This window comes from Thioalkalivibrio sp. ALJT (assembly GCF_000381825.1).
GTDB lineage: Bacteria > Pseudomonadota > Gammaproteobacteria > Ectothiorhodospirales > Ectothiorhodospiraceae > Thioalkalivibrio.
In genome coordinates this window covers 56,844-69,750 of the sequence record NZ_KB907130.1, presented here as the reverse complement: position 1 = coordinate 69,750, position 12,907 = coordinate 56,844, and the positions used below count along the sequence as shown (strand labels likewise).

13 protein-coding genes are annotated in these 12,907 nt (G+C 63.6%); all 13 read right to left on the bottom strand.

Features of this window, described 5'->3' with window-relative positions; genetic code table 11:
- Positions 1-17 precede the first annotated feature (17 nt).
- Positions 18-800 carry an acyl-ACP--UDP-N-acetylglucosamine O-acyltransferase gene (lpxA, locus tag G332_RS0110905; RefSeq protein ID WP_019627028.1) on the bottom strand — a complete coding sequence of 261 codons (783 nt, stop codon included), beginning with the start codon at positions 798-800 and terminating at the stop codon, positions 18-20.
- Positions 797-1,255, bottom strand: coding sequence for a 3-hydroxyacyl-ACP dehydratase FabZ (fabZ, locus tag G332_RS0110900; protein WP_019627027.1), 459 nt, complete (start codon positions 1,253-1,255; stop codon positions 797-799). Before fabZ ends, lpxA begins: the two co-directional genes overlap by 4 nt.
- A 118-nt stretch (positions 1,256-1,373) precedes the next feature.
- Positions 1,374-2,387: a UDP-3-O-(3-hydroxymyristoyl)glucosamine N-acyltransferase gene (gene lpxD / locus G332_RS0110895; protein WP_019627026.1), complete on the bottom strand. Its 1,014-nt coding sequence runs from the start codon at positions 2,385-2,387 to the stop codon at positions 1,374-1,376.
- On the bottom strand, positions 2,365-2,880 hold the full coding sequence (locus G332_RS0110890; RefSeq protein ID WP_026340799.1) for an OmpH family outer membrane protein: 516 nt from the start codon (positions 2,878-2,880) through the stop codon (positions 2,365-2,367). Before G332_RS0110890 ends, lpxD begins: the two co-directional genes overlap by 23 nt.
- Before the next feature lie 41 nt (positions 2,881-2,921).
- Positions 2,922-5,255, bottom strand: coding sequence for an outer membrane protein assembly factor BamA (bamA, locus tag G332_RS0110885; RefSeq protein WP_051080558.1), 2,334 nt, complete (start codon positions 5,253-5,255; stop codon positions 2,922-2,924).
- Between the two features lie 68 nt (positions 5,256-5,323).
- Positions 5,324-6,685 (bottom strand): RIP metalloprotease RseP, encoded by a 1,362-nt coding sequence (rseP, locus tag G332_RS0110880; RefSeq protein WP_019627023.1) that lies wholly within the window; start codon positions 6,683-6,685, stop codon positions 5,324-5,326.
- Positions 6,682-7,884 (bottom strand): 1-deoxy-D-xylulose-5-phosphate reductoisomerase, encoded by a 1,203-nt coding sequence (gene ispC, locus G332_RS0110875; RefSeq protein ID WP_019627022.1) that lies wholly within the window; start codon positions 7,882-7,884, stop codon positions 6,682-6,684. Before ispC ends, rseP begins: the two co-directional genes overlap by 4 nt.
- A gap of 162 nt (positions 7,885-8,046) precedes the next feature.
- Positions 8,047-8,883: a phosphatidate cytidylyltransferase gene (locus tag G332_RS0110870; RefSeq protein ID WP_019627021.1), complete on the bottom strand. Its 837-nt coding sequence runs from the start codon at positions 8,881-8,883 to the stop codon at positions 8,047-8,049.
- Positions 8,876-9,613, bottom strand: a complete 738-nt coding sequence (gene uppS / locus G332_RS0110865) for a polyprenyl diphosphate synthase (protein ID WP_019627020.1) — start codon at positions 9,611-9,613, stop codon at positions 8,876-8,878. Before uppS ends, G332_RS0110870 begins: the two co-directional genes overlap by 8 nt.
- 12 nt (positions 9,614-9,625) lie before the next feature.
- Positions 9,626-10,183: a ribosome recycling factor gene (gene frr / locus G332_RS0110860; RefSeq protein ID WP_019627019.1), complete on the bottom strand. Its 558-nt coding sequence runs from the start codon at positions 10,181-10,183 to the stop codon at positions 9,626-9,628.
- Complete coding sequence (gene pyrH / locus G332_RS0110855) at positions 10,176-10,913, bottom strand: UMP kinase (protein ID WP_019627018.1); 738 nt, start codon at positions 10,911-10,913, stop codon at positions 10,176-10,178. The genes frr and pyrH overlap by 8 nt, the downstream gene beginning before the upstream one ends.
- A 106-nt stretch (positions 10,914-11,019) precedes the next feature.
- Positions 11,020-11,889, bottom strand: coding sequence for a translation elongation factor Ts (tsf, locus tag G332_RS0110850; protein ID WP_019627017.1), 870 nt, complete (start codon positions 11,887-11,889; stop codon positions 11,020-11,022).
- Between the two features lie 63 nt (positions 11,890-11,952).
- Positions 11,953-12,726, bottom strand: coding sequence for a 30S ribosomal protein S2 (gene rpsB / locus G332_RS0110845; protein ID WP_019627016.1), 774 nt, complete (start codon positions 12,724-12,726; stop codon positions 11,953-11,955).
- Between the last annotated feature and the right edge of the window lie 181 nt (positions 12,727-12,907).

Genomic DNA, 12,907 nt, shown 5'->3' with positions numbered 1-12,907 from the left:
CCCCGGAGCAGTCCCCCTCAGTGCACCCGGCCGCCGCGCAGGATGCCGCGCCGACTGCCGCGCACAAACCCGATCAGCTTGCGCACCTCGGGCACTGCGGTCTCTTCGAACATGGTGTCGAGATGCCGTTCGCGCCCGGCCCGGCCACGCATCCCCTGGATGAACACCCGATGCAAGGCCTGGATGGCCTCGTTCGAGAAACCGTTACGTTTCAGGCCCACCTTGTTGATCCCGATCAGACGGGCGTAATTGCCGCTTGCCAGGCAATAGGGAGGCAGATCGCGATTCAATGCTGCACCCATGCTGGTAAAGGCGAATGTCCCCACCCGACAGAACTGATGCACCAGGGTAAAACCACCCAGGGTGGCGTGGTCCTGAATCTCGACATGCCCTGCGAGCGAGGTGGCATTCGAGAAGATAATCTTGCTGCCGATGGTGCAGTCATGAGCGATGTGCACATAGGCCATGATCAGGTTGTCGTGGCCGATCACGGTCTCGCCCAGGCCCTTTTCGGTCCCTCGGTGCAGGGTGACGGACTCGCGGATCACGTTGCGGTCGCCAATGACCAGCCGAGTGGGCTCGCCGCGGTAACTGGTGTCCTGGGGCTCCTCGCCAATGGAGGAGAACTGGAAGATCCGATTCTCGCGACCGATCTCGGTCGGGCCACTGATCACCACGTGCGGCCCGACCCGCGTGCCCGCTCCGATCTTGACGTTGGCACCGATGACCGAGAACGGGCCCACCTCGACCGAGCTGTCCAGCTCGGCACTGGGATGGACCTCCGCGCGCGGATCAATCACGCCGGGATTTCCTGCCCGGAGCACATCAACTGGGCGCTGGCACACACCTCGTCGCCCACCTTGGCCACCGCATCAAAACGCCAGATGCCGCGCACGGTCCGTTTCAGGTCCACCCGCAGATGCAGCTGGTCCCCGGGGGTCACCTGACGGCGAAAACGGGCCTCGTCAATCCCGACAAACAGATACAACTGCTGTTTGTCCTGGTTTTCATTGCGTGCCTCCTCGGTCTTGAACGCAAGCAGGCCAGTGGCCTGGGCCAGCGCCTCCAGGATCAGCACCCCGGGCATCACCGGCTTGATCGGAAAATGCCCCTGAAAATAGGGCTCGTTGATGCTGACGTTCTTGATGCCGGTCAGGTAGCTGCCTGCCTCCCAGTCCAGCACTCGGTCCACCATCAGAAACGGGTACCGGTGCGGGAGGTACCGCATGATCTCCTGGACGTTGAAGTCATCCACGCAGATGTCCTTTCTCTAAGCAGTTTGCGCCGTATCCGGACCGCAGAGCGGGCCTCGAGTACGACGTTGAGTCCGGCCACGAGCGGCCGGCCGTTCGGGGCACGCCTGGCCCGTGCCCCTATCGAGCCATCCTTCGCAGACGCGCCAGCATCCGATTCCACAGACGCGCCTCCTGATGCGGCACGCCCGAGGCATATTGCCCTGCCTGCTCGATCGAACGCGTCACCAGGGTCATCGCGTGGATCGTCACATGATCCGCGATAGCCAAATGCCCGAGAATACCGGCCCCGCCACCGATCGCGCAGTGCGCCCCGATCCGTGCACTGCCGGCAATTCCGACACACCCCGCTATGGCCGTATGGTCGCCAATCTCGACGTTATGGGCAACATGAACCAGGTTGTCGATCTTCACACCGTTGCCGACACGGGTGTCGGCCAGGGCACCGCGGTCAATGGTCGTGTTCGCACCGATCTCCACGTCCGATCCAATGACCACCGCTGCCAGCTGCTCGATCTTGTCCCAGCCCTGCGCCCCCCCCGGCGCAAAACCAAAACCATCGGCGCCGATCACGCAGCCGCTGTGCAGGATGCAGCGTTCACCGACCCGCACCCCGTCCAGGAGGGTGACCCGCGGGTGCAAAAAACTCTGCCCGCCAACCTCGACCCCGGCCCCCAGTACACAATGCGCCTCCACGACGGCACCTGCACCGACGCGACCACCAGGGCCGATCACCACGCCCGGACCGACATGGGCATCGGGCTCAACGCGCGCCGAGTCATGCACCACCGCGGTGGGGTGGACGCCCGCGCTGCGAGCGCGGCGGCTCGCGCCCAACAACCGGCTTGCACCGGCGTAACCTCGATACACATTCTCGAGGAAGATCAGGGCGCGTCCGGGCTTCACCTCCACAACGGCCCCTTCCGGGACCAGCACGATACCTGCGGCGCTTTGTTCGAGGGCCTCGCCGTGACGCTGCGGATCCAGTACGAATGTCAGATCGGTCGAGGTCGCACTGGCCAACGGGGCCAGGCCGGTAACGCGACATGTGCCCTCACCCTGCAGGCGCCCGCCGAGTTGCTGCGCCAGGTGGCTCGCCGACCAGGCGTGATCAGTCCCGCTGCATTGCGGCAAGGATATCGTCCGTGATGTCGATACGGTCGCTGGCGTACAGCACGTTACGTTCGGTCAGAATCAAGTCGATATCGCGCTCGCGGGCAAGATCGACAATGGCGTTGTTAATGCGTCGCTGCAACTTGGCCAGCTCCTCGTTGCGGCGCACGTTCAGATCCTCGCTGAAGCTCTCCTGCGCACGCCGGAACTCACGCGAGCGTTGCGAAAACTCGCGTTCCAGATTCGCGCGCTCGGAAGGATTCATCAAATCACCGTCCCGCTCGAGGCGGTCACGCAGGCGCTGGAGCTCCTCGCGTTCCGCCACCAATTCCGAGTCACGGGGCGAGAATTCGCGTTCCAGCTCGCGCATGGCCTCCTCGGCCTGTGGAGAATCCTCGAGAATCCGGTTCATGGTCACAAACGCGACGTTTTGTGCCCCGGCCACGGCCGGCGCCGCCAGCCAGCCCGTCACAACCATGGCCACCACGGCCAACCAGGCGATCCCGGATCTCATGTCCCCTCCCAATGCGCGCGCAGCGTTGTGATCTACCATGCTCAGAAACTGGCCCCCAGCAAGAACTGGAAGCGTTGAATATCATCGTCCGGGTCGTTGTTGAATGGTTCCGCCACGCTGAAGCTCAGCGGCCCCACCGGCGAGAACCAGGTGAGGGCGACACCGGCCGAGGCGCGCAATTCGCCAGCATCAAAGTCGGAGATCTCATCGAACACGTTACCCGCATCTATAAAGCTACTCATGCGCACCGCCCGGTTATCGGCCGCAAACGGCAAGGGGAAGAACAGCTCGGCCGAAACGGTCGTCCGGAAACGCCCGCCAAAGGGATCGTCGTTGGAGTCACGCGTGGCGGGATTACCATTGCGCAGCGGACGCAGATCGCCCAGACGGTTGTCCTCGTAGCCCCGAACCGAACGGATACCGCCAGCAAACAGACGTTCGTAGAACGGTAACTCGTCGCCTCCGTACCCGTCGCCATAGGCCAGTCCGGCCGATATGCTGAACGTGGTGCGATCGGACAGCGGGAAGAGCTCCTGGCCTGAGTAGGTCAGCTTGTAGAACTCGCGATCGCTCCCCGGGACCGTCAGTTCCATCCCCAACCGATGGCGCCGCCCTTCCGAGGCGAAGGTGGTGCTGTCTCGGGTGTCGTGGACGTAGTTCGTCGCCAGCTTGTAGAGATTTGCGGAGCGGCCGAAAGCGTCCAGCTCGTCGTTGATCTCGTCCGGGGTACCCACGCGGCCAGCCGTGGCGTCAATGGTCTGGATCTCGATGTTCTCGTATCCCGGCCGAACCTGAATGCGGTCGAATTCGGACAGCGGAATGCCATAGGTCACGTCGAACCCATAGCGATCGGACGAAAACCGCGAGATGTTCGCCTCTTCGGCATCGACCTTGCGGTAAAAAATGGAGAACCCGCGACTGGCCCCGGCCGGGGTGAAGTGCGGATTGGTCACACTCAGCCGGAAAATCTGATTCACCCGGCTGTTACTGATCTCGGTGGAAAAGCGGTTACCGGTCCCGAGGAAATTGTCCTGGCTGAGACTGGCCGTCAGCAGCAAACCCTGGTTCTGCGAGAAACCGGCTCCCACCGACAAGGCACCGGACTGCTGCTCGGTCACCGAAATGTTGACATCCACCTCGTCATCGGTACCGGGTACCCGCTCGGTTTCCACGTTCACGCGCTGCACGAACGGCAACCGCTGGATGCGGACACGCGAGCGTTCTATCAACGTCCCGTTATACCAGGAGCTTTCCATCTGGCGCAGCTCGCGACGATAGACCTGCTCCTCGGTATTGCGATTACCGGTGATGCGAATATTGCGCACGTAGACGCGAGGACCCGGATCGATGAAGAAGGTGATCTGAACCTCGCGAGTTTCCTCGTCGACTTCCGGCACGGGATTGACGTTGGCGAATGCGAACCCCTCGCGGGTCAGACGTTCGCTGATGAGCTCGGCGGATCGCGTGATCTGACTGCGCGAGAAGGGCGCATCGACATCCACCTCGATCAGCCCTTCGAGTTCTTCCCGAGGAACCACGAACTCACCCGCCAGATCCACCCCGGTGGTGCGGTAGCGTTCGCCTTCATCGACGTTGATGGTAATGAACAAATCGCGGCGATCCGGCGTCAGCGTCACCTGTGTCGAGTCCACATCGAATTCCAGGAATCCGGAATCCAGGTAGTGCGAACGCAGCTGCTCGAGATCGCCCGAGAGCTTCTCACGGGAGTAATCGTCGCGCCGGCTGAAGAATGCCCACCAGCGCGGGACGCCGGATTCGAAACGCCGGGTCAGCTCGCGATCGGTAAAGGCCTCGTTACCGACCACGTTCACCTGCCGGATCTTCGCAACGGGACCCTCGGCGATATCGATCTCCACATCCACCCGGTTGCGGGGCAGTTCGACGATCTCCACATCGATCTGCACGTTATAGCGTCCACGCGCAAAATATTGCTGACGCAGTTCGCTCTCGATGCGGTCCAGCATGGTCCTATTGAATACCCGGCCCGAACGCAATCCAGCAGAGTTCAGCGCCTCGCGCAGACCTTCGTCCGGGATATCGCGGTTTCCCGAGAAATTGATCTCGTTGATTGCCGGACGCTCGGACACGATGACCACCAGAATATCCCCACGGCGGGCGATTTCGACGTCATCGAAGAAACCGGTCCGGAACAGCTCCCGGATCACCTCCGGACTGCGGCTGTCATCGAAGGTATCGCCCACCTGTACCGGCAGATAGCTCAGTGCCGTGCCCGCCGTAATTCGCTCCAGGCCCTCGATTTCGATGTCCTCGATCTGGTAGGCCTGACCCCAGGCCGTTCCCGCCAGACCCAGAAGGCCCACCAGGGCCACTCCTCTCAAGCTATTTCGCGCCATGCTCTCCGCCAAAAAGTGCCGCTCGGTGGTCGCGCTACCGGAGCTTCGTTTGAACTCCAGCACCCGATCTAGCCGAACAATCGTGTCAAATCATTGTACAGGGCCAGGGTCATCAGTCCGGCAATCGCCACCAGACCCACCTGTTGTCCGATTATCTGCGTGCGTTCCGACACCGGGCTGCCCTTCACTGCCTCCGCGGCGTAATAGAGCAAATGCCCGCCGTCCAGCATCGGAATCGGCAACAGGTTGATAATCCCGAGCGATACGCTCACCAACCCGAGAAAACCCAGGAAGGCCGAGATCCCGATCACCGCCGATACCCCGGCAAACTCGGCTATGGTAACCGGTCCACTGATATTTTTGACCGAGGCATCCGCGGTGATCATGCGCCAGAGAATACCAAGGGTCAGAATCGACACATCCCAGGTGCGCTCCACCCCCGACCACACTGCAGAGATCGGGCCCTGCCGCACCAGCACCGCGAGTTCGCGGGCGGCCGCCTGATCCGTATCCACCCCCGCGCCAATACGCCCGATCGTGGTGTCACCATCCTGCACCGGTTCGGGGATCATACGCAGCTCCACATGGTGGCCATCACGCTCCACCCGCACCCGCAGCTCTTCCTCCGGACGCGCTCGCACGACCTCCACCCAGTGGTTCCAGTCATCCACTGCGTCCCCGTTCACCCCTCGCACACGGTCCCCCGGCACCAGCCCGGCGGCGGCCGCCGGACTGCCGGACTCGACCGCTCCGATCCGTGGCTCCAGCGCTGGCCGGTATGGGCGCAGCCCCAGCTTTTCCAGGAACTGCCCTTCGCCGAGCAGGGCCTGCCGATCCCGCAGGTCCACAACCCGTTCGACCTCACTGCCATCGGCGTCGCGCAGAAGCAGCGTCACGCGCTCGCCGCGGACCGCGTGATCCAGCAACCGCAGATTGGCCTGTTCCCAGTCGACCACCGCCCGCTCGCCCACACGCAGGATCTGCTGACCACGCTCCAGACCGGCCTCCGCCGCGGGTGTGTCTGCCACGATCTCGCCGAGCACCGGCTTGACCCCGCCCACCCCGACCATGAACATCACGGCATACACCACGATCGCCAGCAGGAAGTTCGCCGCCGGTCCTGCCGAGACCACGAAGGCACGTGCACGCAGACTCTTCTGGTTGAACGCGCGTTCACGCTCCGCGGGCGCGACATCCCCTTCGCGCTCATCCAGCATCTTGACGTAGCCACCCAGTGGCAGCGCGGCAATCACGAATTCCGTCCGGTCGTGCCCGAAATCGCGCCTGAACAACGGACGGCCAAAACCGACCGAAAAGCGCAGAACCTTCACCCCCATCAAACGCGCGGCGAGGTAATGCCCGTACTCATGTACGGTGACCAGCACCCCGATGGCCACAATGAAGGCCAGAACGCTGGTCAGGAAGGTCATGACGCCGCCTGCTCGGGGTTGGTAACAAGGCCGCCGGCCACCTCTCGCGCCCTGCGGTCAGCGGCCAGAACGCGCTCCAGCGAATCGGCCGCCTCGGGCTCCACCGTGTCCAGAGTCGCCGCGATCACCGTCGGGATCTCACTGAAGGCCAGGCGTTCGTCCAGAAACGCCTCGACCGCGACCTCATTCGCGGCGTTCAGCACCGCGGTGGCGGTCCCACCCCGCTCCAGCGCCCGGTACGCAAGCCTCAGCGCCGGGAACCGGGCCGCCTCCGGCTCCGAAAATTCCAGCGTACCCATGGTCAGCAGATCAAGCGGCTGCACGCCCGAAGCCATGCGCTCCGGCCACGCCAGGGCATGGGCAATCGGTGTCCGCATATCCGGGTTGCCCAGCTGCGCGAGGACCGAGCCATCATCGTAGGCTACCATCGAATGCACGATGCTCTGTGGATGCAGCACGACCTGGATCGCCGAGGGCTGGACCGCGAACAGCCAGCAGGCCTCGATCACCTCCAGCCCCTTGTTCATCATGGTTGCCGAATCAACCGAGATCTTCCGCCCCATATCCCAGTTCGGGTGGGCACAGGCCTCCTCCGGCGTGATCCCGGCAAAACGATCCAGCGGCCGATCGCGAAACGGACCGCCCGACGCCGTCAGCCAGATCCGGCGGGCCCCTTGCGGTGACACCGGCTCCCCGCAAACGTAACCCGTGGGCAGACACTGGAAAATGGCGTTGTGCTCGGAGTCAATCGGCAACAGGGAGGCGCCCGAGCGCTGTACGGCATCCATCAGCAGCGCGCCGGACATCACCAGCGCCTCCTTGTTGGCCAGCAATACCCGCTTGCCGGCTTGCGCCGCCGCAAGCGTCGGCAGCAACCCGGCCGCCCCGACGATCGCGGCCATCACCGCGTCCACCTGCGGCGCCCGCGCGACCTCGGCCAGCGCCTCCGGCCCCCAGCGAACCTCGGTATGCGAACCGGTCGCTGCGAGCGCCGCCCGCAGCGCATCGGCCGCCTCGCGGTCCGCCATCACCGCCACCTCGGGCATATGCGTCAGACATTGCTCCCGCATACGTTCCACGTTGCGGTGCGCGGTCAACGCATACACCCCGAAACGCTGCGGTTGACGCGCGACCACATCGAGCGTGCTCAGCCCGATACTGCCGGTAGAGCCCAGGATGGTCAGCTGCGTCGTCTTCATCAATACCCTACCCGTTCCCCCGGGGAACACCGATTTTTCTTCGCACGCCCGTCCTTACCCACCGCAGCGGGAGTCTCGCAGCCTGTGCCTGCACCCGTGCTCGGCAAAAACCGGAGTCACCTGTCGGAATCCGACTCGGCAGGCGCGCGAGCAACACGGTTCCTAGGGGCCTGTCACCGGAAACGGAACCAGCGCCAGCCAGAGCAATCCGGCAAGAAATACCGGCGCCGCCGCGACCATGCTGTCAAACCGATCCAGAATACCCCCGTGACCCGGCAGCAAGGAACCGCTGTCCTTCGCACCGGCCTCACGTTTCAGAATGCTTTCGAACAGATCCCCGACCACCGATACCAGGCCGATCAGCACCGAAAGCAGCACAAACACCAGCGAATCCATCGGATCCAGGCCCCAGACAGCCGCCACCACAATCGCAAACGCCAGCACCGTGACCAGCCCGCCGAACAGACCCTCCCGGGTCTTGCCCGGACTGATATGCGGCGCCAGCGGATTGCGCCCGAAGGACCTCCCGGCAAAGTAGGCTCCGGTATCTGCCAGACCGACCAGTACCACCAGATACACCACCAGCCATGGTGCCAGGGCATGCAGCCACACCAGCGCCATGCCCGCGGGCACCAGGGTCACGATCCCGGCGACCGCGAACAGCGCATTGAAACGCCCGCGAGCACGCGCCTCGTCTTCGCGATAGAACGGCAGAATCAGCAACACGACCAGCCACCAGAGCAAAGCCAGCGCCAGTAACAGGTAATGGAGCCCCGCCACCGGCACCCCTCCCAGAATGGCGATCGGGATTACGACCGCCGCCCCGATCAGAAGTCTTGCTGGCACGCTCGGCGCGCCGGCCAGACCCGCCCATTCCCAGCTCGCCAGCGCCAGGATCAACACGACCAGGCCCAGGACCAGGAGGTTTGGCCCCCATGCCACCAGTGCCAGCGCCGGCAGGCCCAGCGCCAGGGCGGTCAGGATGCGCTGCCTAAGCATGGCCGCCTCCCTCACGCGGCATGACCCGCCCGAACCGGCGTTGGCGGCTGGCATACCAGGCCAAACCCTGTTTCAGTTCCTCCGCCGTCACATCCGGCCAGAAGGTATCGATGAACAGCAGCTCGGCGTATGCCGCCTGCCACAGAAGGAAATTGCTGATCCGGTGTTCCCCTCCCGTACGGATCAGGAGATCGACGTCCGGCAGCCCGGCGGTACTCAGGTAGTCCTCGAAGGTACCTTCCGGATCTTCACTCTCGGCCGCTCCGTCCGCCACCCAGCGCCGCGCGGCCTGCATCACATCCCAGCGCCCGCCATAACCCAGGGCCACCACCAGGCACATGCCATCATTGGCGGCCGAGGCCTGCTCGGCCTCGCGCATGCGGGATTGAAGATCCGACGGGAAACTCGCGCGATCGCCGATAAAACGCAGGACGATGCCGCCTTCCACCAGCTCCGGCAGTTCCGCCTCGATCGCGGAGACAAAGAGTTCGAAGAGTGCTTCCACCTCTTCCTGCGGACGCCCCCAGTTCTCGCTGCTGAAGGCAAACAGGGTCAGGGCATCCACGCCCTGCTCGGCAAAGAAGCGTACCGCCAGACGCGTGGCCTCCAGCCCCGCACGATGACCCGCTGCGCGCTGCTGACCACGGGCCTCGGCCCAACGACCGTTGCCATCCATGATGATGGCCACGTGCGCGGGGAGCGTCTGCGGGGTTATGCGGATAACCGGCATAGGGGGAGCCGGTCAGACTTCCATCAGCTCGGCTTCCTTTTCCGCCAGCATGGCGTCGATCCGGGCAACGTGATCGTCGGTCAGCTTCTGGACCTGATCCTGCGCCTTGCGCTCGTCGTCCTCGGAGATCTCCTTGTCCTTGACGAGCTGCTTGAATGCCGTGTTCGCGTCACGACGGATGTTCCGGACCGCGACACGGGCATTCTCGGCTTCGGCCTTTACCACCTTGACCAGGTCACGCCGGCGCTCCTCGGTCAACGCCGGGAGCGGAACCCGAATGACCGTGCCCATACTGGCCGGATTCAGGCCCAGATCGGAGGTCATGATCGCCTTCTCGACCTTGCCCACCATATCTTTCTCGTAGGGCACGACGGTCAGGGTGCGCGCATCCTCCGCGTTGATGTTCGCGACCTGATTGATCGGCACGTCCGAACCGTAGTACTCGACATGCACATGTTCGAGCAGCGCCGGGTGGGCGCGTCCGGTCCGGATCTTCGCAAGCTCGTTGCGCAGCGCTTCCAGGCTCTTGTCCATGCGCTCGCGCGCATCCTTGATGGTGGCGTCACTCATTACTGGATCCCTCAACCAGGGTTCCGACCGGCTCGCCCATCACGAGCCGCCTCAGGTCACCCCTGGAAAACATGTTCATTACCCGGATCGGCAGACCGTTATCACGGCACATCACCAGGGCGGTGGTGTCCATTACGCCGAGACGCCGGGTCAGGGCTTCGTCGAACGTCAACCGCTCATAGCGACGGGCAGCCTCGCTTTTCATCGGATCCGCGTCGTACACGCCATCGACCTTGGTGGCCTTGATCATGATATCGGCATTGATCTCGATCGCGCGCAGACTGGCCGCCGAATCGGTGGTGAAAAACGGGTTGCCGGTCCCGGCTGCAAAGACCACGATACGCCCCTTTTCCAGATGGCGTACCGCCCGGCGACGGATGTAGTCCTCGCAGACCTGATTGATGCGGATCGCGGACATGACCCGAGAGAAACGGCCGGCCCGTTCGATCGCGTCCTGCAGTGCCAGGGCATTGATGACCGTCGCCAGCATACCCATATGGTCGCCGGTGACGCGGTCCATGCCGCCCTGCGCCAGCCCTGCACCACGGAAGATGTTGCCGCCACCGATCACGATGCCGACCTCAACCCCCATGCGGGAGAGCTCCGAGACCTCTTCGGCAACCTGCGCCAGAACGCCCGGGTCGACCCCGTAGGATTCCTGGCCCATCAGGGCCTCCCCGCTCAACTTCAAAAGGATGCGCCGAAATGCGGGCTGGCTGTCCTGATTCATGGGGTTCCTTGATCTCGGGCTCGGTTATTCTCGCTTGCCAGTCAATTCTGGCCCGTACATCCGGAAACGGCCGCATCCAGCGGCCGCCCCGGGGTCGTGCTTCGGGTCAGGCGCCGCGTGCCTGCGCCATGACCTCTTCCGCGAAGTTCTCGGTCTTCTTCTCGATCCCTTCGCCCACTTCATAGCGGATGAAACCGGCCACGGATGCACCGCTGGACTCCAGCAGCTTGCCGACCGTCTGATCCGGGTCCTTCACGAAGGGCTGGCCGACCAGGGTGATCTCGGCGAGGTACTTGCGAATGCGGCCTTCGATCATCTTCTCGATGATGTTCTCCGGCTTACCGGATTCTTCGGCCTGTGCCTTGAAAATCGCGCGTTCCTTGTCGAGCATCTCGCTCGGGACCTCGCTTTCATCCACGCAGACCGGCTGGCTGGCCGCAATGTGCATGGCCACGTCCTTGGCCAGAGCCTCGTCGCCGCCATTCAGGCCCACGAGTACGCCAATGCGCGCGCCATGCTGATAGGCACCGAAGGCGCCCTCAACGCTCATGCGCTGGAAACGACGCACCTGGACATTCTCACCAACCTTCGCGACCAGCTGGGTACGCTGTTCTTCCAGGGTCTGACCATCGACCGTCTCGGCCATCAGATCCTCGACCGACTCGGCCGCGGAGGACAGCGCTGCCTGCGCGCAATTCGTTGCGAACGCCCGGAAGTTGTCATCATTGCCGACAAAGTCGGTTTCGCAGTTGATCTCGACGATCACCGCACGCGAGCCGTCGCTCGCGATCTCGACCCGGCCCTCGGCCGCAACGCGATCGGCCTTTTTGTCGGCCTTCGCCATGCCGGACTTGCGCATCGCCTCGATGGCCGCCTCCAGGTCGCCGCCGGTCTCGGTCAACGCCTTCTTGCACTCCATCATGCCGGCGCCAGTACGCTCGCGCAGTTCTTTAACTTGTGCAGCAGTAATCTGCATCGTTGCTTGCTCCTGAAATTCGTGCTCGGGCCGGCCGCCCCAACGGGCAGCCGGCCCCGGTTATCAAGCGGGGTTGGCGGGCGCTGCCGTCTCGGCTGCGCCGCTGGCGGCGGCCGGCTCGGCGAACGAATCCTCGCCCATGCCACCGGTCGTCACCGCACCCTTGGCCTCATTGATGGTGTCGGAGATCGCAGCCACATAGAGCTGGATCGCGCGCATCGCATCGTCGTTGCCGGGGATCACGTAATCCACGCCTTCCGGCGAATGGTTCGAATCCACCACCGCAACCACCGGGATGCCGCGCTTCTTCGCCTCCGCCACGGCGATCTTCTCGTAACCAACGTCGATCACAAACATCGCGTCGGGCATGCGGTTCATGTCCTTGATACCACCCAGGCTGCGATCCAGCTTTTCCTTTTCGCGGCGACGGCTCAGGGCCTCGCGCTTGTTGAGCACCTGGAAGCTGCCGTCAGCATCCATCGTCTCGAGGTCCTTCAGGCGTTTGATCGACTGCTTGACCGTGTTGAAGTTGGTCAGCATGCCGCCCAACCAGCGGTGGCTCACGTGCGGCATGCCGCAGCGCTGCGCCTCTTCGGCCACCACATCGCGGGCCGAACGCTTGGTCCCGACGAACAGGATCTGGCCGCCGTCGGCAGCCACCTTGCCCAGAAAGTTCAACGCATCGTTGAACATCGGCAGGGACTTCTCGAGGTTGATGATATGAATCTTGTTGCGCTCGCCAAAGATGTACGGGGCCATCTTGGGATGCCAGTAGCGCGTCTGGTGGCCGAAGTGCACACCGGCCTCCAGCATCTGTCGCATAGTCACGAGGGACATGAAATTTCTCCTGTAACGGGTTGAGCCTCCACGCATCCCGACCTGAAACCCGCAGCGAAAAACCTTCGCAGACGGGCACCCGACAGACCGTGTCGATGCATGTGTGGTTTAGGTTTTCGGAAACTGCCCCGCTTGAAGGCCGCTTCCGGCCCCGCCGAATTGCCAGCGAGGCGCGCGCTTT

Coding starts and splice junctions, on each gene's coding strand:
- G332_RS0110870 (WP_019627021.1), bottom strand. CDS start 8,883: ATGCTTAGGCAGCGCATCCTGACCGCCCTGGCGCTGGGCCTGCCGGCG.
- frr (WP_019627019.1), bottom strand. CDS start 10,183: ATGAGTGACGCCACCATCAAGGATGCGCGCGAGCGCATGGACAAGAGC.
- rpsB (WP_019627016.1), bottom strand. CDS start 12,726: ATGTCCCTCGTGACTATGCGACAGATGCTGGAGGCCGGTGTGCACTTC.
- G332_RS0110890 (WP_026340799.1), bottom strand. CDS start 2,880: ATGAGATCCGGGATCGCCTGGTTGGCCGTGGTGGCCATGGTTGTGACG.
- pyrH (WP_019627018.1), bottom strand. CDS start 10,913: ATGAATCAGGACAGCCAGCCCGCATTTCGGCGCATCCTTTTGAAGTTG.
- bamA (WP_051080558.1), bottom strand. CDS start 5,255: ATGGCGCGAAATAGCTTGAGAGGAGTGGCCCTGGTGGGCCTTCTGGGT.
- uppS (WP_019627020.1), bottom strand. CDS start 9,613: ATGCCGGTTATCCGCATAACCCCGCAGACGCTCCCCGCGCACGTGGCC.
- ispC (WP_019627022.1), bottom strand. CDS start 7,884: ATGAAGACGACGCAGCTGACCATCCTGGGCTCTACCGGCAGTATCGGG.
- tsf (WP_019627017.1), bottom strand. CDS start 11,889: ATGCAGATTACTGCTGCACAAGTTAAAGAACTGCGCGAGCGTACTGGC.
- rseP (WP_019627023.1), bottom strand. CDS start 6,685: ATGACCTTCCTGACCAGCGTTCTGGCCTTCATTGTGGCCATCGGGGTG.